At 64.4% G+C, this 21,810-nt stretch carries 19 protein-coding genes and 4 tRNA genes; 13 read left to right on the top strand and 10 right to left on the bottom strand.

Annotated features, from left to right (window positions below; all coding sequences use genetic code 11):
- Positions 1–58 precede the first annotated feature (58 nt).
- The 5 genes from tig to F0A17_RS04285 all read right to left on the bottom strand — a co-directional run bounded on the left by tig (position 59) and on the right by F0A17_RS04285 (position 2,173).
- Entirely contained in the window at positions 59–1,420 is a 1,362-nt protein-coding gene (gene tig / locus F0A17_RS04265) for a trigger factor (protein ID WP_149327128.1), read from the bottom strand.
- Positions 1,421–1,703: 283 nt separating this feature from the next.
- Positions 1,704–1,778, bottom strand: a tRNA-His gene (locus tag F0A17_RS04270).
- Between the two features lie 61 nt (positions 1,779–1,839).
- Positions 1,840–1,914 (bottom strand) — tRNA-His (locus tag F0A17_RS04275).
- A 38-nt stretch (positions 1,915–1,952) separates the two neighbouring features.
- Positions 1,953–2,029, bottom strand: a tRNA-Arg gene (locus F0A17_RS04280).
- 67 nt (positions 2,030–2,096) lie between these two features.
- Positions 2,097–2,173 (bottom strand) — tRNA-Pro (locus tag F0A17_RS04285).
- A 217-nt stretch (positions 2,174–2,390) separates the two neighbouring features.
- Between F0A17_RS04285 and folD the strand changes: the two genes are divergently transcribed.
- From folD to mtnN, 3 genes are all read left to right on the top strand, one after another.
- On the top strand, positions 2,391–3,266 hold the full coding sequence (gene folD / locus F0A17_RS04290) for a bifunctional methylenetetrahydrofolate dehydrogenase/methenyltetrahydrofolate cyclohydrolase FolD (RefSeq protein WP_149327129.1): 876 nt from the start codon (positions 2,391–2,393) through the stop codon (positions 3,264–3,266).
- A gap of 76 nt (positions 3,267–3,342) precedes the next feature.
- Positions 3,343–3,816, top strand: a complete 474-nt coding sequence (locus tag F0A17_RS04295; RefSeq protein ID WP_149327130.1) for an S-ribosylhomocysteine lyase — start codon at positions 3,343–3,345, stop codon at positions 3,814–3,816.
- A 46-nt stretch (positions 3,817–3,862) separates the two neighbouring features.
- Positions 3,863–4,603 (top strand): 5'-methylthioadenosine/S-adenosylhomocysteine nucleosidase, encoded by a 741-nt coding sequence (gene mtnN / locus F0A17_RS04300; protein ID WP_149327131.1) that lies wholly within the window; start codon positions 3,863–3,865, stop codon positions 4,601–4,603.
- A gap of 79 nt (positions 4,604–4,682) precedes the next feature.
- On the opposite strand, the gene pyrC is transcribed toward mtnN, so the two are convergent.
- Positions 4,683–5,729: a dihydroorotase gene (gene pyrC, locus F0A17_RS04305; protein WP_149327132.1), complete on the bottom strand. Its 1,047-nt coding sequence runs from the start codon at positions 5,727–5,729 to the stop codon at positions 4,683–4,685.
- A 198-nt stretch (positions 5,730–5,927) separates the two neighbouring features.
- On the opposite strand from pyrC, the gene F0A17_RS04310 reads away from it, so the two are divergent.
- Positions 5,928–6,356, top strand: coding sequence for a hypothetical protein (locus tag F0A17_RS04310; RefSeq protein WP_149327133.1), 429 nt, complete (start codon positions 5,928–5,930; stop codon positions 6,354–6,356).
- A gap of 50 nt (positions 6,357–6,406) precedes the next feature.
- Here F0A17_RS04310 and F0A17_RS04315 read toward each other — a convergent pair whose 3' ends face one another.
- The 3 genes from F0A17_RS04315 to F0A17_RS04325 form a co-directional block, all read right to left on the bottom strand.
- A complete protein-coding gene (locus tag F0A17_RS04315) occupies positions 6,407–7,651 on the bottom strand; it encodes an NAD(P)/FAD-dependent oxidoreductase (protein WP_149327134.1) in 1,245 nt (414 codons plus the stop codon).
- 131 nt (positions 7,652–7,782) lie between these two features.
- Complete coding sequence (locus tag F0A17_RS04320; protein WP_149327135.1) at positions 7,783–8,238, bottom strand: tellurite resistance TerB family protein; 456 nt, start codon at positions 8,236–8,238, stop codon at positions 7,783–7,785.
- A 102-nt stretch (positions 8,239–8,340) separates the two neighbouring features.
- On the bottom strand, positions 8,341–9,027 hold the full coding sequence (locus tag F0A17_RS04325; RefSeq protein ID WP_228716803.1) for a GntR family transcriptional regulator: 687 nt from the start codon (positions 9,025–9,027) through the stop codon (positions 8,341–8,343).
- A 173-nt stretch (positions 9,028–9,200) separates the two neighbouring features.
- Here F0A17_RS04325 and F0A17_RS04330 point away from each other — a divergent pair, with 173 nt between their 5' ends.
- The 7 genes from F0A17_RS04330 (at position 9,201) to F0A17_RS04360 (ending at position 17,784) form a co-directional block, all read left to right on the top strand.
- Positions 9,201–10,757, top strand: coding sequence for an ABC transporter substrate-binding protein (locus F0A17_RS04330; RefSeq protein ID WP_149327137.1), 1,557 nt, complete (start codon positions 9,201–9,203; stop codon positions 10,755–10,757).
- 71 nt (positions 10,758–10,828) lie between these two features.
- Positions 10,829–11,806 carry an ABC transporter permease gene (locus tag F0A17_RS04335; RefSeq protein WP_149327138.1) on the top strand — a complete coding sequence of 326 codons (978 nt, stop codon included), beginning with the start codon at positions 10,829–10,831 and terminating at the stop codon, positions 11,804–11,806.
- Positions 11,803–12,639 (top strand): ABC transporter permease, encoded by an 837-nt coding sequence (locus F0A17_RS04340; RefSeq protein ID WP_149327139.1) that lies wholly within the window; start codon positions 11,803–11,805, stop codon positions 12,637–12,639. Before F0A17_RS04335 ends, F0A17_RS04340 begins: the two co-directional genes overlap by 4 nt.
- An 11-nt stretch (positions 12,640–12,650) precedes the next feature.
- Positions 12,651–14,273 carry an ABC transporter ATP-binding protein gene (locus F0A17_RS04345; protein WP_149327140.1) on the top strand — a complete coding sequence of 541 codons (1,623 nt, stop codon included), beginning with the start codon at positions 12,651–12,653 and terminating at the stop codon, positions 14,271–14,273.
- Positions 14,274–14,298: 25 nt separating this feature from the next.
- Positions 14,299–15,690 (top strand): FAD-binding oxidoreductase, encoded by a 1,392-nt coding sequence (locus F0A17_RS04350; protein WP_149327141.1) that lies wholly within the window; start codon positions 14,299–14,301, stop codon positions 15,688–15,690.
- 5 nt (positions 15,691–15,695) lie between these two features.
- Positions 15,696–16,619: a DMT family transporter gene (locus F0A17_RS04355; RefSeq protein ID WP_149327142.1), complete on the top strand. Its 924-nt coding sequence runs from the start codon at positions 15,696–15,698 to the stop codon at positions 16,617–16,619.
- 52 nt (positions 16,620–16,671) lie between these two features.
- Positions 16,672–17,784 (top strand): pyridoxal phosphate-dependent aminotransferase, encoded by a 1,113-nt coding sequence (locus F0A17_RS04360; protein ID WP_149327143.1) that lies wholly within the window; start codon positions 16,672–16,674, stop codon positions 17,782–17,784.
- Here the strand turns inward: F0A17_RS04360 and F0A17_RS04365 are convergent.
- Complete coding sequence (locus tag F0A17_RS04365; protein ID WP_149327144.1) at positions 17,781–19,196, bottom strand: sigma-54 interaction domain-containing protein; 1,416 nt, start codon at positions 19,194–19,196, stop codon at positions 17,781–17,783. The two genes, F0A17_RS04360 and F0A17_RS04365, sit on opposite strands and share 4 nt — an antisense overlap.
- A 221-nt stretch (positions 19,197–19,417) precedes the next feature.
- On the opposite strand from F0A17_RS04365, the gene speB reads away from it, so the two are divergent.
- Complete coding sequence (speB, locus tag F0A17_RS04370; protein ID WP_149327145.1) at positions 19,418–20,368, top strand: agmatinase; 951 nt, start codon at positions 19,418–19,420, stop codon at positions 20,366–20,368.
- A 53-nt stretch (positions 20,369–20,421) separates the two neighbouring features.
- The gene (locus tag F0A17_RS04375; RefSeq protein WP_149327146.1) at positions 20,422–21,804 is read left to right on the top strand and encodes a YjiH family protein; all 1,383 of its coding nucleotides are present in this window, start codon (positions 20,422–20,424) and stop codon (positions 21,802–21,804) included.
- Positions 21,805–21,810: the final 6 nt, after the last annotated feature.

A 21,810-nucleotide genomic window follows, 5' to 3' on the forward strand; every position in this document is an offset into this window, starting at 1 on the left:
AGAAAATGATGCCGCCCGCTGGCGGCCAGACCGCCAGCGAGAAGGTACAGGCGCAGGATCAGCCCTTGGCTTCTTCCTGATTTTCCTCGGCCTCATCCTGCTCGGACGATTGCTCACCCTGCTGGACGGCGGCCAGGGCCTGCTGATAGCTCATCGCCACGTCCTTGACGGTGGCCTGCTCGAGCAGCTTGTCGACCGCCTTTTCCTCAAGGATAGCCGACTTGACCTGGGTCTTGAGCTGCTCATTGCTCATGTAGTAGTCGATGACCTGCTGAGGCTCCTGATACTGCTCGGCGAGCTCCTCGACCTTAGCGCGAATCTCGTCGTCACTGGCGTCGAGCTCGTTCGCCTTGATCACCTCGGCCAGCAACAGACCGATCTGAACGCGGCTCTTGGCCTGTTCGGAGAACAGCTCGTTGGGCAACTGCGAGACGTCGAAGTCCTCGCCCAGACCGAATTGTTGCGCCGCCTGACGCTTGAGTGCATCGGTTTCCTGCTGGACCAGCGCCTGGGGCACCGGCACGTCGTTGGCCTCCTTCAGCACCTCGAGCACCTGCTGCTTGATGCGGTTGTCGACCGCCTGTTTGGCCTCGCGCGTCATGTTCTTCTTCACTTCGGCGTGGAACTTCTCGACGTCACCGTCCTCGACGCCAAAGCGTTTGATAAACGTCTCGTCGACTTCGGGCAGCGCCTGGGCCTTGACGGCATGGACCTTGACCTGGAACGTCGCCTCCTGCCCGGCCAGATGCTCGGCCTGATAATCCTCGGGGAAGGTGACCTTGATCTCCTTCTCCTCGCCGGCCTGGGCGCCAATCAACTGCTCTTCGAAGCCGGGAATGAAATTTCCGGACCCCAGCACAAGCTCATGCCCTTCGGCACTACCGCCCTCGAACGGCTCGTCGCCCAGGAAGCCCTGGAAGTCGATCTTGACCTGATCGCCTTCCTCCGCAGGGCGCTCCACCTCTTCCCAGGAAGCATTCTGCTTGCGCAGGGTCTCGACCATTTCCTCCAGGTCGGCGTCGTTCACCTCGACCACGGGGCGCTCGACCTCGGCACCGTCGATCGGCGCCAGCTCGATTTCCGGGTAGACCTCGAGAGACGCCACGAATTCCAGGTCGCGACCGGACTCATTGACTTTCGGCTCGATGCTGGGGAAGCCTGCCGGATTGAGATTCTCTTCGGTGATAGCCTTCACATAGCGCTCACGCATCAGCTCGCCGACCACCTCGTCGCGCACACCTCGACCGTACCGCTGGCGCACCACGGACATGGGCACCCGGCCCTTGCGGAAGCCGTTGAGGCGAATGTTCTTCGCCGTGTCCTTGAGGCGAGCCTCGACGGCTTCGTCGACCTCGGCGGCCGGCACCTGAAACGTGACGCGGCGCTCGATCTGGGAGGTCGTTTCGACGGAAACTTGCATGAATGGTCCTCTACCGACTGGGGCGTTCTATGGAAAGCGTGGAATGTAAAAGAGAGATTCTAAGAATCCCGCCCTACGCTGGCAAGCGTTATGCCTACAGGATGGGGGCGACAAGGCGGATTGCAAGGGCCGCCGTGGCGAGCGAAACCGAAGGCGCCTGACACAGGAACGTGTCGCTTCACCACGTCAAGCCAGCCACACATGCGGCACGAGGCATTGTGTCCCAAGAAAATCGGGCAACTGATGGCATGGGATGACAAACGTAGAAAAGGAAGGGTTGCAATGGGGTGGATGATGGGGATCGAACCCACGACCACCGGAGCCACAATCCGGGGCTCTACCACTGAGCTACATCCACCATTGCAAAAGATTCACCGCAAGAACTGCTAGCACCACTGGCACCGCATGAGGCGTCGAAATGGGGTGGATGATGGGGATCGAACCCACGACCACCGGAGCCACAATCCGGGGCTCTACCACTGAGCTACATCCACCATATCGACAATCGATCGAGCCGCCTTGCACGCCGAACTGGCACGCCCAGCAGGATTCGAACCTGCAACCTACGGCTTAGAAGGCCGTTGCTCTATCCGGTTGAGCTATGGGCGCATTCTACGTTCCATGGCGTCTGACCGCAACCCCGCTCCGCTTTTTTCTCAGCGTAAACAGCAAGTTGTGGTCGGGGTGGAGGGATTCGAACCCCCGACATCCTGCTCCCAAAGCAGGCGCGCTACCAGACTGCGCTACACCCCGCCGGCCTATGCACGGCCCTCGACACGCCGCAGGGCCTCGTCGAGCGCTGCGTATTCTACGCGAGAATCGAACATCGTCAATAGCAGCCTGACACGACGGGGCTTTGCGCTTTGCCTGAAGGGCGCGTCATGCGAAAATCGGCACCCTTCGCATCGCTTCCGCCGGCCCCAGGCCGCCACAGCGCCCAACCCAGACCATCCATCCACGGGGGAACACGATGACCGCCCAACTCATCGATGGCAAGGCCATTGCCACTCAGGTCCGCGAACAGGTTGCCCGCCAGGTCGAGGCACGCCGCACCGAGGGCAAACGCATTCCTGGCCTGGCCGTCATCCTGGTGGGCGAAGATCCGGCCTCCCATGTCTATGTCAGCAACAAGCATCGAGCCTGCGAACAAGCCGGCATCCTGTCGTTCCGACATACCCTGCCCGCCGACACTTCCCAGGAGGCGCTGGAACGGCTGGTCGACGACCTCAATGCCGATCCAAGGATCGACGGCATCCTGCTGCAGCTACCGCTGCCCGAGCATCTTGACGCTCGCCCGATCCTCGAGCGCATCCTGCCGCACAAGGACGTTGACGGTTTCCATCCCTACAATCTCGGCCGCCTGGCCCAGCGTCTCCCGATGCTGCGCCCATGCACGCCCAAGGGAATCATGACGCTACTCCAGGCCAGCGGGCTCAAGGTGCGCGGCCTCGACGCCACGGTCGTCGGGGCATCCAATATCGTCGGCCGCCCCATGGCGCTCGAGCTGATGCTGGCCGGCTGCACCGCCACTGTCTGTCACCGCTTCACCCGCAACCTTGAGGAGCATGTACGCCGTGCCGAGTTGCTGGTCGTGGCGGTGGGCAAGCCGGGCCTCGTCAAGGGCGAATGGGTGCGCGACGGAGCCATTGTCATCGATGTAGGCATCAATCGCGAGCAGGACGGTCGCCTGGTGGGTGACGTCGAGTTCGCCCCCGCTGCCGAGCGGGCGGGATGGATCACTCCGGTGCCCGGCGGCGTAGGTCCGATGACGGTCGCCTCGCTGCTGGAGAATACGCTCAGCGCGGCCGAACAGCACGACGCCATGGCGACGGCCGCCTCCCGCTAACGCCATCCCTGACACGACCGCGCGTCTCGGATAGAATGCGCGCTTTCGTTTTCTCACCGCCAGCGGGAGGCCGTCCATGAGCGACAAGATGAACGTCGAAAGCTTCAATCTCGACCACACCAAGGTGCAGTCCCCTTACGTGCGCCTGGCCGACATCAAGACCGGCCTCAACGGCGACCGCATTCACAAGTACGACATGCGCATCTGCCAACCCAATCGCGAGCATATGGAGATGCCGGCCTTGCATTCGCTCGAGCACCTCATGGCCGAGCTGTCGCGCAACCACTCCGACCGCATCGTCGACATCAGCCCGATGGGCTGCCAGACCGGCTTCTACGTGGCGCTGATCAACCACGACGACTACGACGACGTGCTCAACCTGCTGCAGAAGACGCTGGAAGATGTGCTCGAGGCGAACGAAGTGCCCGCCTGCAACGAGATGCAGTGCGGCTGGGCCGCCAGTCACAGCCTCGAGGGGGCCAAGCGGATCGCACGCGGCTTCCTGGCCAAGCGTGACGAGTGGACCCAGGTTTTCGCCAGCGAGGCATGACGACACCGTCGGCACTCCCACGCCCCCACGGAGAACGCATCGCAAGATGAAACGCATCGGCATCATCGGCGCCATGGCGCAAGAGGTGGAATACCTCGCTTCACAGCTCGAGGGTCGTCGCACTCGCACCCACGTCGGTTGCACCTTCCATCACGGGACTCTGAACGGCGTCGATGCGGTGATCCTGCAGTCCGGCATCGGCAAGGTCAACGCCGCCATCGGTACCACCCTGCTACTCGACGTCTATCATCCCGAGGCCATCATCAACACCGGCTCGGCGGGAGGCTTCGGCGAAGGTCTTGAGATCGGCGATGTCGTGGTTTCGAGCGAGGTTCGACATCATGACGTCGATGCTGTGGTCTTCGGCTACGAGCATGGTCAAGTGCCGGCCATGCCGGCCGCCTATCTGCCCGACCCGCGCCTGGTGGCGCTGGCTCGCGAGAGCGTCGAAGCGCTCGGCGAGGTGCGCGTGGTGGAGGGTTTGATCGCCACTGGCGATGTGTTCATGGCCTGCCCCGAGCTCGTGGCGAAGACGCGCAGCCGCTTCCCCACCATGTTGGCCGCCGAAATGGAGGCCGCCGCCATCGCCCAGACCTGCCATCTCTATGGCTGCCCGTTCGTTGTCATCCGCTCGCTTTCCGACATTGCCGGCGGCGGCGACAACCACCTCTCCTTCGAGCAGTTCCTGGAGCGTGCCGCCGCCCACTCGGCACGCATGGTCGAGCGCATGGTCGCTCGGCTGGCCCACGCCTCACCGCGGACCGACGCCGAACCGGTCGCCGGCTGATCCCGTCAGGTCGACGGCTGGCGACAACGACCGCCCTTGGGCGGCGTTGTCGGTGCGGTTGTGGCCATACGACTCTGGATTAACGGGTTTCGTCCCGTAGTCTCCAGGAAAGCACCTCCCCCGCCTTCAAGGGCACGATGCGCTGGTCACCGGCGTACGGCAGCGACGCCGGTAACTCCCATGTCTCGCGCACCAGGGTGATAGTGTCGGTGTTGCGCGGGAGACCGTAGAAATCGGGACCGTAGTGACTGGCAAAGCCTTCGAGACGATCCAGCGCTCCTGCCTCGTCGAAGGCAGTGGCATAGAGTTCGATCGCGGCGGGTGCCGTGTAAGCCCCCGCACAGCCGCAGGCCGACTCCTTGTCGCCCTGGGCATGGGGGGCGCTGTCGGTGCCGAGAAAGAACTTGCCGTTACCCGACACTGCCGCCGCCAGCAGCGCCTGGCGATGTCGCTCCCGCTTGAGGATCGGCAGACAGTAGTAGTGCGGTCGAATACCGCCCACCAGCATGTGGTTGCGGTTGAACAACAGGTGATGCGCGGTGATGGTGGCGGCGACGTTGCCGGGCGCCTGGGTGACGAAATCCGCCGCATCGGCGGTGGTGATGTGCTCGAAGACTACCTTGAGATCGGGGTGCCGCTCCAGCAGCGGCTTCATCACGCGCTCGATGAAGACCGCCTCGCGATCGTAGATGTCGATCTCGGCGTCGGTGACTTCGCCATGAACCAGCAGCGGAAGCCCTAGGCGTGCCATAGCGGCAATGGCTGCTTCGCAGTGAGCCAGGTCGGTGACGCCGGAGGCGGAGTTGGTCGTCGCCCCCGCGGGATAGAGTTTCACCGCATGCACCTGTCCGCAAGCCACGGCGCGCTCGATCTCCTCGGCCGGGGTGTCATCCGTGAGATAAAGCGTCATCAGCGGTTCGAAGACCGAGCCCTGGGGTCGCGCGGCCAGGATACGCTCGCGGTAGGCCAGCGCCTGCTCCGTGGTCGTCACCGGAGGCTTGAGGTTGGGCATGATGATCGCCCGCCCCATCTGGCGAGCGGTGGCGGGTACGACGGCCGCCAAGGCCGCGCCGTCACGTACGTGCAGGTGCCAGTCGTCGGGGCGGGTCAGGGTGATAGCATTCACGGCGTATCCTGTCGTTCGGCTTGAAGTGAGGGGCCACAGTATACCGGATGCGGCCCCGGCCTTGCCGCTCCGAAGACCGTGTCGGCGCGGATCCGATAGCGCTCGGGTTGCGGCATCAGACAGCGCAGGGATGAAGGCGGCAAGAGCGGCGTTTTTGCCGTATCATCGACGCCGTTTTCAGCAAGAGAGACGTCACCGATGCCCAGGGTCCGCCATTACGCCGATATCGTCGCCATCCTGGCGGGACTGATGTGGGTGATCTTCTTCTGGTCGATCAGCATTTCGGCGCGTCTGGACAGTGTCGAGCCCACCTTGGCCGCCATGCTCGGCCTCGGCGCGATGATTGTGGTCAGTTTCGTGCATCGCCCGTTTCGCATCCATCTCAGCCGTTTCCATGTGCGCAAGCGGCGTACCGAGATGTGGATGCATATTCTCGCCCTGCCCATGGCCCTGGCGCTGCTGCTCGGCGTGATCATCGAGCAGCTGATCGCGCCGCTCAGCGGTCAGCAGAAGATGTTGCTGTTCAATATCCTGGCCACCGCCGGCTGGGTGGTCTACGTCATGACCTTGGTGATCAAGTTCATTCATCACCAGTGGCGCCGGCGCCGCTCGCGTGGCGAACGCTGATCCGGCGCGCCCTGTGCCACGTTGGGCTCGGCGCAGCGACTGCCGCGAGTTCAGAATCGGTCGGCGCGGAAGGGGCGCATGTCCACTGCCGTCGGCTCTCCCTCCATCATCTCCGCCACCACTCGCCCCGTGACCGGCCCCATCGTGAATCCCTGATGGCCGTGGCCAAAGGCCAGCCACAGTCCCGGATGGCGCGGTGCCGGACCGATCACTGGCTTCATGTCGGGGAGACACGGACGGGCTCCCCGCCAAGGGGTCTCCTCCAGCCGTTCTCCCAGCCCCGCATAGAGTTCCCGGGCCTTGCGCTCCGCCGCCTCCAACTGGCCGTACTGCGGTGGCGCGCCTAACGCAGCCAGCTCCGCCCCGGTGGTCAGGCGAATGCCGGGGCGCATGGGCGCCAGGATATAGCCGACGTCGGCATCCAGCAGCCAGTGACGCAGGCGACGCTCTTCGGGAGCGGCGTAGTGCATATGGTAGCCGCGCTTGACGAAAGTCGGCAGACGATAGCCCAGCGATCTAAGCCAATCGCCGGCCCATGGCCCTAGCGCCACGACGACCTCTTGCGCCTCCTGGATCCCCTTCTCGGTCGCCACTCGCCAGCTCCACCCATGACGTGATACATCGCGTACCTCGGCCTGGAGGAAACGCCCACCCTCGCGTTCGAACTGGGACGCGTAGGCGGCAACCAGCGCTCCCGGATCGGCCACGCCCCAGGAGTTGGTCCAGTGAATGGCGCCCGCCAGCCCATCGCTGAGCTGCGGTTCGCGCTGCTTCAGTTGGGCCGCATCCAGAAGGTCGTGCGTGACCCCGAAGCGTTCGGCCGCATCGCGCGCCTCCCCTGCCCGCTTCTCGAGTCCGGCGGGACGCCGATAGACTTCCAGCCAGCCTTCCTTGCGCACCAGATGATTCGCCTCCGCCGCCTCGATCATGGGCGCATGCTCCTGGGTCGACAGAGCAATGAGAGAAGCGTACTCGGGAATGATGTCGGCATGGCGCTGCGGCGCCGAATTGCGCCAGTAACCGTACAACGGCCCAGCGGAGCGCAGCATGTCCTGAAGGCGGTAACGAATATCGACTCGGCGATTGGGTACCGCACTCAGCAGCTTGCTCAGTTCACGTGGGAAGGGGTATGGCCGCACCGCCTCGCGCTGGATCAAACCGCCGTTGCCGTAGGAGGTTTCCCGCCCCGGCGGACGCCGATCCATCAGCAACACCGCGCGGCCGCGACGGGCCAGGTGCCAGGCGATGGAGACACCGACCATACCGGCCCCCAGAACGATGGTTTCACGAGACATGTGACTCCTCCAGCTTGCGCAGACGGCATCCGGCCCCTGCCGGAACGAGCCTCTAGTCTATCAGCGTGGAGCGATAAGCGCCGAGGCGACGCGGCTCATGCGTCGGCTGGAATCGGTGAACCCGGCGCCGGCTAGTCGGCCTCGCCCTGGACTTGGAGTTTGGCGCGAATGAAATCGGAGTGGCTGACATGCAACAGATCGGCCAATCGGCGAATGCGATGTTCCTCCAGGTGATGCGACTCACCGTCGGCGTGCGCCAGGGCCCACATCATGCGCACCAGCTCGCAGCGCTGCGCATAATCGTAGTGCTGCTTGATGAGGCTGACGAACTGGTAATGATCGACGGAGGTTTCGACCTCCTCGCGGGCCATTGCCATCAACTCCTCGACTTCGGCGTCGGATAGGCTGAAGTGACGCTGGAGCATTTGGCGCAGGGCATCGAGCTCCGCTTCATCGGTGTGATAATCGGCACGCACCACCTCGCACAGCAGGGCAGCGGTGGCACGTTCAAGCGTCGGTTCGCTCCGGTCCGATCCCTCGGGCTCGGACAGGGCCTGTTGGAAGAAGCGCTGGATAGTGTCAAGCATGATCGTCCCCTGGCCGTCTATCGCTTCTGACCCCGTGACGCATGCCGGCGTTCCGCGCCGTCTCACGGTCCGCCGTCATACGCAGGGTGTTACGGAAACGGTTCAAGCCTCTCCGATTCCCTTCACCACGTAGTCCCGGGCGACGCCGATGTGGTAGTCGATCGCTTCGCGACAGCGTGCCGGATCGCCACTGGCCAAGGCATCGAGCAGTGCCCAATGGGAGGTGGCGATGGAGTCCGGATCGGCATGGGTCTTGCCGATCAGTGCGATACACAGCCGCAGCTCATGGGAGATATCATCGAAAGCCTTGAGCAGCCGGCGATTATCGGCATACGCGATGACCATGCGGTGGAACGCGAGATCTTCCTCGATCTTGCGACTGTCGCTGTCGCCGGTCGCCGCATTGCAGATGATGTCGATCTGCCGGCGCAGCGCTCGCTCCTTTTCGGCATCGAAAACCGTGACCAGGCGCGCCAGCGCATGACGTTCGAGGCATAGCCGCAAATCGAAGACGTCGTTGAGTTCACCGGCGTCCAGTGCCCGCACGAAGAATCCACGTCGCGGCTGCGACACCAGGAGTCCACGGCTTTCGAGCAGACGCGCCGCTTCGCGGACCGGAGCACGGCTCACGCCCAGATCGCGCGCCAGCTGCATCTCGGACAGGCGCTCGCCCGGTGCAAATCGCTGGCTGATGATGGCCTGCGTCAGGTAGTCGGCAACCTGTTCGACCAGATTGCGCTGCTGGATGACGGTAGCCCCACCGAGGAATTTTGAAGGCGTCGTGCTCACGGCTTCACTCAGGGATAGGGTTTGAAAGGTACAGTAAGGTGCTTCCGACATTCTGTCGACCGTCGATTGCCGACTGTCGACAGCTTGAAACCCCACTGCTATGGTCAAAAAGGCTGCTGACACGGCGCACCACAAAACAGACAAATGCCGAGACAACAAGAAGGAACGCGACAATGAGAAAAACGCCCTTGGCCGCTACTATCGCTGCCCTGGCCTTCACCACCACCTTCGCACTTGCCGACGAACCCAAGCGCGGCGGCACTATCGACACCATCATCCAACCGGAACCGCCTGGCCTCGTGCTGGGCATGGTGCAGAACGACCCGACCCGCAAGGTCGCCGGCAATATCTACGAGGGACTGCTGCGCTACAGCACCGACCTGGAGCCAATCCCGCAACTGGCCGAATCCTGGGAAGTCAGCGACGACGGCCTGACCTACACCTTCCATCTTCGCGAAGGCGTGCTGTGGCACGATGGCGAACCCTTCACTGCCGACGATGTGGTGTTCTCGGCCGACGTCTTCCACCGCGAACTCAACCCCAGCGCTCGCGCCGTGCTGCAGCATGTCGAAAGCATCGAAGCCACTGACGACCACACCGTGGTCTTCACCCTTGCCGAGCCCTTCGGGCCGTTCCTGATCTCGTTCGAAGCCGGTACCTTCACCATGGTGCCGAAGCACATCTACGAGGGCACCGACTTCCGCGACAATGAGGCCAACAACCATCCCATCGGAACCGGCCCCTTCAAATTCGGCAGTTGGGATCGCGGCACCGTGATCCAGCTGGTACGCAATGAAGATTACTACGAGGAAGGCCTGCCCTACCTGGACGGGGTCAACTGGCACATCATTCCCGATGGCGCCTCCCGCGCGGTGGCCTTCGAGAACGGCACCGTCGACGTGCTACCCAACGGCACGGTGGAGAACTTCGACATCCCCCGCCTCTCCGCCATGGAGAACGCCTGCATCACCGATGAGGGCAACGAGTACTTCAGCCCCTTCGCCATGCTGTGGATGAACAACCGCGAAGGTCCCACCGCGGACAAGCGCTTCCGCCAGGCGGTGATGTACGCCATGAATCGTGAGTTCGCCCGGGATGTGCTGTGGAACGGCATGGGCCAGGTACCGCTCTCCGCGTTCGGCTCGAACGCCAAGTTCCGCCACGACGGCCTCGAACCCTACGATTACGATCCGGACCGCGCACGCCAGTTGCTCGACGAGATGGGCTACGACGGTGAGGAAGTGCGCCTGCTGCCGCTGCCCTATGGCGAGACATGGAACCGCTGGGCCGAGGCCGTCCAGCAGAACCTGCGCGAGGTAGGGGTGAACGTGCGCACCGTGGCCACCGATGTGGGCGGCTGGAACCAGCGACTGGGCGATTGGGATTTCGATCTGGCCTTCACCTACCTCTACCAATATGGCGACCCGGCGTTGGGGATCACCCGCTCCTACCGATCGGACAATATCGAGAAGGGCTCGCCCTGGAACAATGTCGAAGGCTACGAGAATGCGCGTATCGACGAACTTTTCGACGAGGCCGCCACCGCCTACCCCGAGGAAGAACGCGAGGCGCTTTACCACGAGGCACAGGAGATCCTCCACGAGGACGTGCCGGTGGGTTGGTTGCTGGAACTCGGCTTCCCGACGATCTATCGCTGCGACGTGAAGGACCTGATCACGTCGAGCGTCGGCATCAACGATGCTTTCCGGGATGCCTGGCTCGACCGCTGATCGCGCACGCATGACGGGAGCGGCCACATCGGCCGCTCCACCCCGTCCCTCCGACCTCAGAGGCTTGCTGCATGCTCTACGCCCGCTTGATCGTGATGCGGCTGCTCAAGGCCGTCGTCGTGCTGTTTCTGATCGTCATTCTCAACTTCGTGCTGATCCAGCTCGCACCAGGAGATCCGGCCGCCATCATGGCCGGCGAAGCCGGTGCCACCGACGAAGAATTCCTGCGCCAGCTACGTGAACGCTTCGGCCTCGACCAGCCCCTCTACGTCCAGCTGTGGCGCTACGTCTCTGGCATCGCCATGCTCGACTTCGGCTGGTCCTATCGCCAGGGCATGCCGGTGCTCGACCTCATTCTGGCGCGCCTGCCGGCGACACTGCTGCTCACCGGCACCGCTTTCGTGCTATCGCTGGCACTGGGCATTCTCGCCGGCTCCATGGCGGCGGCACGGGTCAAGAAACCCTCCGGCTCGCTGATCATGGCGCTGGCGCTGATCTTCTATGCCACCCCACTGTTCTGGGTGGCGCTGATGGCCGTGGTATTGTTTTCCGTCTATCTCGACTGGTTGCCTGCCTACGGCATGTACACGGTGGGTGCGGGCCATACCGGGCTGGCTCTCGTACTCGATATCGCCAAGCATCTCGTGCTGCCGGCAACCACCCTGGCACTGTTCTTCATGGCCATCTACACCCGCATGACGCGCGCCTCGATGCTGGAAGCGAGCCAGCAAGACTACGTCAAGACCGCCCGTGCCAAGGGACTCGCCCCCCGGGTCATCCAGCGCCGTCATATCCTGCGTAACGCCCTGCTGCCAATCATCACCCTGGCCGGCCTTCAGGCGGGTCAGATGGTGGGCGGCGCGATCCTCACGGAAACCGTCTTCGCCTGGCCCGGCATCGGCCGGTTGATGTTCGAGGCGCTACAGCAGCGCGACTACAATCTGTTGCTCGGCATCTTCTTCTTTTCCGCCGCCCTGGTGATCGTCTTCAACATCATCACCGACCTGGTCTACCGCTTGGCGGATCCGCGCATCAAGGGGGCGTCATGAGCTTCTTCGCCCGCTTCGCCCAGAACCGGGGGGCCCTGGTCGGCCTGTTCATTCTGATCGCCATCATCGGCATGGCCCTCCTGGCCCCGCTCCTCTATCCCGAATCGCCATGGCGCATGGTGCAGCGGCCGTTTCTGGCGCCAATGGAAGTCGAGGGCTTCTGGCTGGGCACCGATACCATGGGCCGCGACGTCGCCGCCGGCTTGATGCACGGCGCCTGGGTATCCCTGCTCATCGGATTGGTTTCGACCACCGTAGCGCTGCTCATCGGCGTACCGCTGGGTGCCGTCGCGGGTTACTACGGCGGCCTGGTCGACGACGGCCTGATGCGTTTCACCGAATTCTTCCAGACCATTCCCAACTTTGCCCTGGCCATCGTCCTGGTCGCCATCATGCAACCCAGCGTGGTTTCGATCGTGCTGGCCATCGCCATCGTCAGTTGGCCGCCGGTGGCGCGCCTGGTACGCGCCGAATTCATGTCGCTGCGGCATCGCGAGTACGTGGAAGCCGCGCGGCTCGTGGGCCAGACCCACGGCACCATCATCCTGCGCCAGATCCTGCCCAACACCCTGTCGCCGATCATCGTGCTGGCTTCGCTGATGGTGGCCACCGCCATCCTGCTCGAATCGGCGCTCTCCTTCCTGGGCCTGGGCGATCCCAACGTGATGTCCTGGGGCTACATGATCGGTGCGGCGCGCACGGTGATCCGCCAGGCCTGGTGGCTGAGCTTCTTCCCCGGCGTGGCGATCCTGCTCACCGTGTTGGCGCTCAACCTGGTCGGCGAAGGGCTCGACGACGCCCTGAACCCCAAGCTCGCCCGCGAGCGCTCGTAAGGAGACACCGCATGAACGACACCACTCCGGTACTGAGCATTCGCGGCCTGACGCTGGCGCTGCCCGAGGGGGCGGATCGCGACAACGCGGTGGAGGACGTCAGCTACAACGTGGCCCGAGGCGAGATCATGTGCGTGGTCGGCGAGTCCGGCTCCGGCAAATCGATGGCCGCCAACGCGGTCATGGGCCTGCTGCCCAAGGGGGTACGACCCACCGCCGGCGAAGTGATCTTCAACGGGCAGGATCTCCTGACGCTGGACGAGAAGCAACATCGTCAGTTGCGTGGTCTTCGCATCGGCATGATCTTCCAGGAGCCGATGACGGCGCTCAACCCGCTGATGCGGGTCGGCGCCCAGATCGCCGAAGTGTTCGAGGCTCATGGTAGATACCACGCCCGCGAGCGCCAGGGTCGCGCCCTGGCGCTGCTCGAGGAGGTCGGCATTCCCCAGCCCGAGCGAGCCATTCGCGCCTACCCCTTCCAACTCTCCGGCGGGCAGCGTCAACGTGTGATGATCGCCATGGCGCTGGCGCTGGAACCCGAACTGCTTATCGCCGACGAGCCCACCACGGCACTCGACGTGACCACCCAGGCGCAGATCCTCGAGCTGATCCGCAACCTGCAGCGGCGACACGGCATGGCGGTGATGTTCATTACCCATGACTTCGGCGTGGTGGCGGAGATCGCCACGCGTGTGTGCGTGATGCGCCATGGCCGGATCGTCGAACTGGGCACGGTCGGCGAGGTACTCGACAATCCGCAGCACGCGTATACCCGCGCCCTGCTCGATGCCATTCCGAGCAATGTGGTGCCGCAGGCGCGAGACGCCGAACGACAGGCCCCACTGCTCGAGGTGAAGCACCTGCGCAAGGTGTTCCGCTCACGTGGCGGGCTATTCAAGCCCGCTCGCGAAGTGCGCGCGTTGGATGACATCAGTTTCACCCTGGCCCCCGGCGAGACCGTGGGCATCGTCGGCGAGTCGGGTTCCGGAAAGTCGACCCTGGGTCGCTGCGTGGTCCGGCTCGAACATCCCGATAGCGGCTCAATCCTGCTCTCCGGCACCGACTACTCGTCGCTGAAGGGGAACGCGCTGCGCCGCGAGCGCCATCGCGTGCAGATGATCTTCCAGGATCCCTACGCCTCGCTCAACCCCAGGCACCGGGTCGGCTACGCCATCGCCCAAGGGCCCATGGCCAACGGCATGCCGCGCGCCCAGGCCATGCGTCGGGCGGAAGAGTTGCTGGAGCTGGTCGGACTCGGCGCCGTGGCCGTGGACCGCTTCCCCCATGAGTTCTCCGGAGGACAGCGCCAGCGAATCGGCATTGCCCGCGCACTGGCGCTGAATCCGGAGCTGATCGTGGCCGACGAGGCGGTGTCGGCACTCGACGTGTCGATCCAAGCTCAGGTACTCGAACTGCTCGATGAGCTCAAGCACAAGCTGTCGCTATCGCTCCTGTTCATCACGCACGACCTGCGCGTCGCGGCCCAGATTTGCGACACCATTATCGTCATGCAGCAGGGCCGTATCGTCGAGCAGGGCACGGCCCCGGAAGTGTTCCTGACCCCCCACGAGGCCTATACCCGACAATTGCTGGACGCCATACCCGGTCGTGCGCACGAACCGGCCATTGCCTGACGACCGCCTACGCTAAGGACATACCATGCACGCAAGACTCGAGGAGATCGCCGCCATCGTCGGCGCCGGCAATGTACTCACCGGCGCCGACGTCGCCCAGCGCCGCGTGGACTGGATGACCGGGGCGAGCTGCCGGGCCGGCGCCATCGTGCGTCCCGGCAGCACCGACGAACTGGCTGCGGTGATGCGCTTGTGTCATCTCGCCGGCCAACCGGTCGTGACCCACGGCGGCCTCACCGGGCTGGTGCATGGCGGCGAGGCCGGCCCGGACGAGCTCGCCATCTCGCTGGAGCGCATGGACGCCATCGAGGCGATCGATACCATCGGTGGCACCGTGACGGTACAGGCCGGTACGCCGCTCCAGACGGTCCAGGAGGCCGCCGATGCCGAAGACCTCGTCTTCCCGCTCGACCTGGGCGCACGCGGCTCATGCACCATCGGCGGCAACATCGCCACTAACGCCGGCGGCGTTCGAGTGATCCGCTACGGCATGATGCGCCAGCAGGTGCTGGGTCTCGAGGCCGTGCTGGCCGACGGCACCGTGGTCACCTCGATGAACCGGATGCTCAAGAACAATGCCGGTTACGACCTCAAGCAGCTCTTCATCGGTAGCGAAGGTACCCTGGGTATCGTCACCCGCGCCGTGCTGCGGCTGCAGCCCAAGCCGGGCAGCGAGCGCACCGCGCTGGTGGCCTGTCCCAGTTTCGATGGCGTCGCCGGTCTGCTCGGGCACATGGGTCGCGAGCTGGGCGGCAGCCTGGGAACCTTCGAGGTGATGTGGCGCAATCACTACGCCCTGCTCACCGAGGAGAGCGGCCGTCACACTCCGCCCTTGCCGACCCGCTGGCCCTACTACGCCATCATCGAATCCCTGGGCGGCGACGACGACGAGAACGCCGCTCGCTTCGAGGCGACCCTCGAGTCGGCGCTCGATGCCGGCTTGATCGAGGACGCGGTGCTGGCCCAGTCCGATACCCAGCGCCGCGGCATCTGGGCGATTCGCGAAGACATCGAAGGGCTCATCCAGCATCTGGCGCCACTGTTCACCTTCGATGTCAGCCTGCCCATCCCCGACATGCCCGACTACGCCGAAAGCCTGGAGACGGCTCTGCACGAGCGCTGGCCCTCGGGACGCCTGGTGGTGTTCGGCCATCTGGGTGACGGCAACCTGCATGTCTCGGTCAGCGTCGGCAGCGATGATCCCGACACTCGGCGCGCCGTGGAGCGCCTCGTCTACGCCCCGCTGGCCAAGCTGGGCGGGTCGGTATCCGCCGAGCATGGGATCGGGCTGGAGAAGCGGGATTACCTGGCGATCTCGCGCACGCCCGAGGAGATTGCGCTGATGCGCACCCTCAAGCGAGCGCTGGATCCCCAGGGGCTACTCAACCGGCACAAGATCCTGTCCCTGGAGCGCTGAAGCGCATGCCGGCCCAGGCCACGCCCACTCCCCTTCGGACCGGAGGCACCGCCGGCACGCTGCTGCTGATCGGTGCCATCGGTCTGTTCTGGGGCGGCAACTGGCCGGCGGTACGCTTCAGCCTGATGGACATCCCCCCTTTCACCCTGCGAGCCATCGGCTTCGGTACCGGCGCGCTAATGCTGCTCGGCTGGGCATGGCTGCGCGGACTGCCGCTCGGCATCGGGCGTGGCGAGCGCTGTTGGCTGATCGTCACCGGTCTCTTCACCATCCTCGGCTTCAATGTAGGCACCGCCTTCGGTCAGTTGCACATGCCCACCTCCCAGGCCGCCATCGTCGCCTTCACCATGCCTTGTTGGGCGCTACTCATGGCAAAGGGCTTGCTCGACGAGCGGGTTACGACACGTCAGTGGCTAGGTCTCGCTCTGGGTCAGACCGGCTTGCTGATGCTGCTTGGCCCGGCGGCCTGGCAAGCCGGCTTCGACGGCCTTGTCGGCCCATTCCTGATGCTGGGTGCGGCGCTCTCCTGGGCGCTGGGCACCGTGCTGATCAAGCGCCGCGGCGAGTGGCAGGCGCACCCGGTTGTGATCACCGGCTGGCAGTTCGCCCTGTGCTCCCTGCCGGTGGCGATGCTGGCCGCCGCCCATGAGTCGCCCGCCGCGATCAGCACCTGGCGCACGACCACCTGGCTGGGACTCGGCTATCACCTGGTTTTCGCCATCTGCCTGGCGCAAATGCTGTGGTTTCGCAACGTCAACCGGCTTACCGTCGGCCAGGCCACCATCAGTACCCTGATCATCCCCGTGGTCGGCGTCACCAGTGCCATCGTCCTACTCGGCGAGCCCTGGACCCTACAAGTCATGTTGGCGCTGTGTCTGATTCTGGCGGCGGTGGTCAGTGTCATGGCCCGGCGTCGCCCCACGGCTTGAGACATCCGCCCCGCTCTGGAACGATCGTCATAACGTGTCACTGGAGTTCCCCATGCCTCGCTTTCCCCATCATTTGACCGGCCCCGGCCCCAACAACCCCTTTCCCGGCATCAAGGTGCTGGAGCGACGAATCGGTCGCGAAATTCCCCATCGCCTGGGTTCCAACGAAGGGCTCGACATGCCGCATCGGGCGCTGCGCGAGCGCTTCGGCGACGCCATGGTCGAGCATGTCTACTGCTATGGCGACGCCGAGGCGCTGGGCATACGCCGACGCCTCGCCTCGCTCTACGCCCTGCCGCTGGAGGCAACACTGGTGGATGCCGGCGCGGACAGCTTGATCGCCCTGGCCCTGCGCACGGTGGCCACTCCGGGCTGTGCCGTCGTCAGCGCCAGCGGCACCTACCCCACCTTCGGCTACTTCGCCCTGGGGCAGGGCTGTCGCCTGATCGAGCGACCCTATCGCGAAGCGCCGGGGCTGCTGGCACCCGATCTTGACGTGCTGCTCGCCTCCGCCCATGAACACCAGGCACGCCTGGTCTATGTGGCCAATCCCGACAACCCCAGCGGCCACCTGCACAGTGACGAGGAAATTCGACGGCTGCGCACCGAATTGCCGGCGGATTGCTGGTTGCTGCTCGACGAGGCCTATCACGACTTTCGCGATGACGCGGATTCCGCCTTCAGTCGCGAGGTGCTGCCGGGAGTGATCCGGCTGCGAACCCTATCGAAGGCTCATGGACTGGCCGGGCTGCGTATCGGCTACGCCATTGCCGAGCCGGACACTCTCGCCATGATGATGAAGGTACGCATCCACTATGCGGTCTCGACCCTGACCCAGGCCGCCGCCGAGACGGTACTCGATCATCACAGTGAAGTGGAGCGGCACGTACGGGAGGTCAAGGCGCGCCGGGCGCGACTGGCCGAGCACTTCTCGGCACTGGGAGCCGAGGTACTGCCGAGCGCGACCAACTTCATCGCCCTACGCCTGCCCAGCGCCGAGCTGGCAGGACGGCTCAATCAGGAACTGCTGGAGGCCGGACGCCTGATCGCCCGGCCCGCGCATCCCGACCTCGGTCACGTCCTGCGCATCACGGCTGTCGAGGATGCCCTCGTCCCCGGGCGCTTCGAGATTCTCGAGCGCGCCATCGTGGAAAATCCGGTTTAGCGCTGGATCTGCAATCCGTGACGGCGCAACTTGCGCACCACGCTGGGTTGGCTGATACCGAGTCGCTCGGCGATGGCATAGGTGCTGGGCAGCGTACGGCAGAGCGCTTCCAGCACGCCGTGCTCGGCACGCGCCAGGTAGGCGCTCAGGCCCTCGTCGTCACCCAGCCTGGGCCCAGTGGCGGCTTCGCCGGGAGGCGTCAGGCTGGGCGCCGTCTCGCCGTTCCCGCCCAGGGTCGGCGAATGAATCAGGTCCCCTTGACTCGATAGCCAGGCGCGTTCCAGCCAGTTCTCCAGTTCGCGCACGTTGCCCGGCCAGTCGCCGCCCATTAGTTCCGACCACACGCTGCCATGCAGCAACTTGCGCTGGCCATAGCGCTGGTTGAGCTGTTCGAGACAGGCTTCCGCCAGCACCGGGATGTCCTCGCGACGCTCGCGTAGCGGCGGCAGCGTCACCGGAATGACGTTGAGCCGGTAGTAGAGGTCGAGGCGGAAGGCACCCGTCTCCACGCGCCGGGCCAGATCCTGATTGGTCGCCACCACCAAGCGGAAATCGACCCGGCGAGAGCGGGTATCGCCCAGGCGCGTGACGCTGCCGTCCTGTATCACCTTGAGCAGCTTGGTTTGCATCGGCAGCGGCAACTCGCCGATCTCGTCGAGGAACAGCGTTCCGCCCTGCGCTTGCTCGAGCAGCCCGGCCTTGCCTTGCCGGGCCGCACCGCTGAATGCACCGGGCTGGTAGCCGAACATTTCCGATTCGAACAGGTTCTCGGGAATCGCTGCGCAGTTGACCTCGACGAAGGGCCCTTGTCGGCGTCGACTCCAGCGATGCAGTTGCCGGGCGAAGGCGGTCTTGCCGACGCCGGACTCGCCCAGCATCAGCACCGTGGCGTCGGACGGTGCCACGCGCTTTAGCAACAGCGTCAACTCACGCATCACACCGCTGCGCACCCTGAGTTCGTCGAGCGCATCGTCGAGCTGGCCGTCCTCGTCGGATACCCCGCCCTGGCTGCGACGCAGATGCTCGCTGAAGCGCTTCTGCAGTAGCGTGTATTCGTCCTGCAGCAGCTGCAGGTCGGTGAGATCGCGCGAACGGCTGACGATACGTTCGAGCCGCCCACCGACGTAGACGGGATGCGCCTCGGCAATCACTCGCCTTCCCGTGCCCGTGATCTGCATCAGTTGGGCCGGCCTGCCGGTGCGGATCACCTCCAGCGTGATGGAAGGCTTGAGCACGCCATCCGCCTGGAGCTGCTGCACGGTGGTCGCCGTCAGGCGTTCCCGCGACATGCCGTAGACGGCCGCCGCCCCGGGACTGACATCCAGCACGCGCCCTTTCCCGTCGACAATGAAGAAATGGTCGTTGGCCGTCTCGACGATAACTTCCAGAACCTTGCGCTCGATATCGCTCATCGCTCTTACCCGCCATGGAACTGCAAAGATTCAATAATGAATCGTGATGCACCATGGTATCGAAGTTTGCCCTCGATTGATTCATTGATGAATCAGTCCTTCCCTGCGCCTACCGCCATCCGGCGCGAAAAAAGTTGGCATGGAACCTGCTAGATAGGGGATATAGCCCTGCCGGCAAGCTGGCGAGGCCTTCGACGAATGCGACAGGAGAGGAAAAACCCATGGCCGATTTCAACCAGCCGCTCGGTGGCAATGAAATGCCCCGTTTCGCCGGCCCCGTCACGATGATGCGCCTGCCGACCCAGCCCACGGCGGAAGGGCTGGACGTGGCCTTTGTCGGCGTACCGCTGGACATCGCCACCTCCAACCGCCCCGGCACGCGCCTGGGGCCGCGCCAGATCCGCGACGAATCGCGCATGCTGCGCCCTTACAACATGGCCACCCGTGCCGCACCGTTCGACAGCCTCCAAGTGGCCGACATCGGCGACGTACCGATCAACACCTTTCATCTGCCCAAGACGGTCGACATCATCAACGGCTTCTATGACGAGGTGCTCGCTCACGACTGCATCCCGCTCACCCTCGGGGGGGACCACCTGATCACGTTGCCGATCCTGCGTGCCATGGCCACCAGGCACGGGCCGGTGGGCCTGATCCACATCGACGCGCACGCCGATGTCAACGAGCACATGTTCGGCGAGCCCATCGCCCATGGCACACCGTTTCGTCGCGCCCAGGAAGAAGGGCTCCTGGCACAGGGCAAGGTCGTGCAGATCGGCCTGCGCGGGACCGGCTATGCCGCCGAGGACTTCGACTGGTGCCGCCAGCAGGGCTTCCGCGTGGTCACGGCCGAGGAGTGCTGGTATCGGTCGCTCGAGCCCCTGATGGCCGAGGTGCGCGAGATGATGGGCGACACGCCGGTCTATATCACGTTCGACATCGACGGGCTGGACCCTTCGGTGGCCCCCGGCACCGGCACCGTCGAAATGGGCGGCCTGACCTCGGCCCAGGGGCTCGAGATCGTTCGCGGTGCCGCCGGCCTCAACGTCGTCGGCGGCGATCTGGTCGAGGTTTCCCCCCCCTACGACCCCAGCGGCAACACGGCACTGATGGGCGCCACGCTGCTCCACGAGATGCTCTGCGTCCTGCCTGGCGTGAAACGGCGTAGCTGAACTCCGCTCTTTGTCTACGTTACCCAACGACAATAACCTGTGAGGTCACCTGCATGTCCGCCATCGACACGACACCGGAGAGCCCGGCGAGCAATGGCTCGATGAGTACACGCAATCTTCTCAAGTTCCTGATTCCCTCCCTGATCGGGGTCAGCCTGTTCCTGATCCCGTTTCAGGTCGGCGACACCATCAATATCGGCATGGGGCTGATGGCCGACGGGCTCAAGGCGCTGCTCGGCGACGCCCTGCCGGCCATCGCGGTCGCGGTGCTGTGTCTATCGGTGTTGCTGACTGCCTGGGCCAAGCTGGCCAAGCCGCAATGGGCCAGCAAGGGCGCGCTGAACGAAATGTTCGATGTCGGCCCGCTCTGGTTCGCCATGCGCGTGCTTGGGGCCGCCTTCGCCCTGATGACCTATTTCCAATTTGGCCCGACCGTGGTCACCGCCGACTTCACCGGCGGCGTGATGCTCAACGACCTCGCCCCGGTGCTGCTGACCTTTTTCTTCTTCGCCGCGCTGCTGCTGCCCTTTCTGGTCGACTTCGGCTTCATGGAATTCATCGGCAGCCTGGTACGCAAGCCGTTTCGCCTGATCTTCGGTCTGCCCGGTCGCAGCGCCATCGATGCCACCGCCTCGTGGATGGGCTCGGGCACGGTGGGTGTGCTGATCACCACTCAGCAGTACGAGCGCGGTTACTACAACCGTCGCGAAGCGTCGGTGATCGCCACCAACTTCTCCATCGTGTCGATCGCCTTTGCCCTGCTGGTAACCAGCTTCATCGGCATCAACCATCTGTTCGTGCCGTTCTATCTGACCGTGGTCGTCGCCGGCTTGATCGCAGCCGTCATCGTGCCGCGCCTGCCCCCGTTGTCGCGCAAACCCGATACCTACTACGAACCGGTCGGCTGCCGCCTGGTCGAGGAGAGCACCGGCGAACTCGGTATCTTCCGCTTCAGCCTGATGCAGGCGGTGAACCGTGCCGACAAGGCGCCCGGCCCGCGCGAGCTGGCACGCAACGCGTTATTCAACGTGGCGGACATCTTCCTGGCCCTGTTGCCGCTGGTCATGGCGATCGGTACCGTGGCGCTGATTCTCGCCGAGTTCACGCCGTTGTTCACCTGGCTCTCCTATCCCATGGTGCCGGTACTCGAGTTGTTGCGTATTCCCGAGGCCGAAGCCGCCGCTCCGGCCACCCTGGTCGGGTTCGCCGACATGTTCCTGCCGGCGGTGCTGGCCAACGGTATCGAGAGCGAACTGACCCGTTTCGTGATCGCCTGTCTGTCGCTGACGCAGTTGATCTACATGTCGGAGATCGGCGCGCTGCTGATGAAGTCGAAGATCCCGCTCAAACTGTGGGAGTTGCTGGCCATCTTCTTGCTGCGCACCGCCATCACGCTGCCGGTCATCGCCTTCATGGCCCATGTATTCTTCTTCTGAGGTGGG

The organism is Billgrantia pellis (genome assembly GCF_008297955.1).
Taxonomy (GTDB): Bacteria; Pseudomonadota; Gammaproteobacteria; order Pseudomonadales; family Halomonadaceae; genus Halomonas; species Halomonas pellis.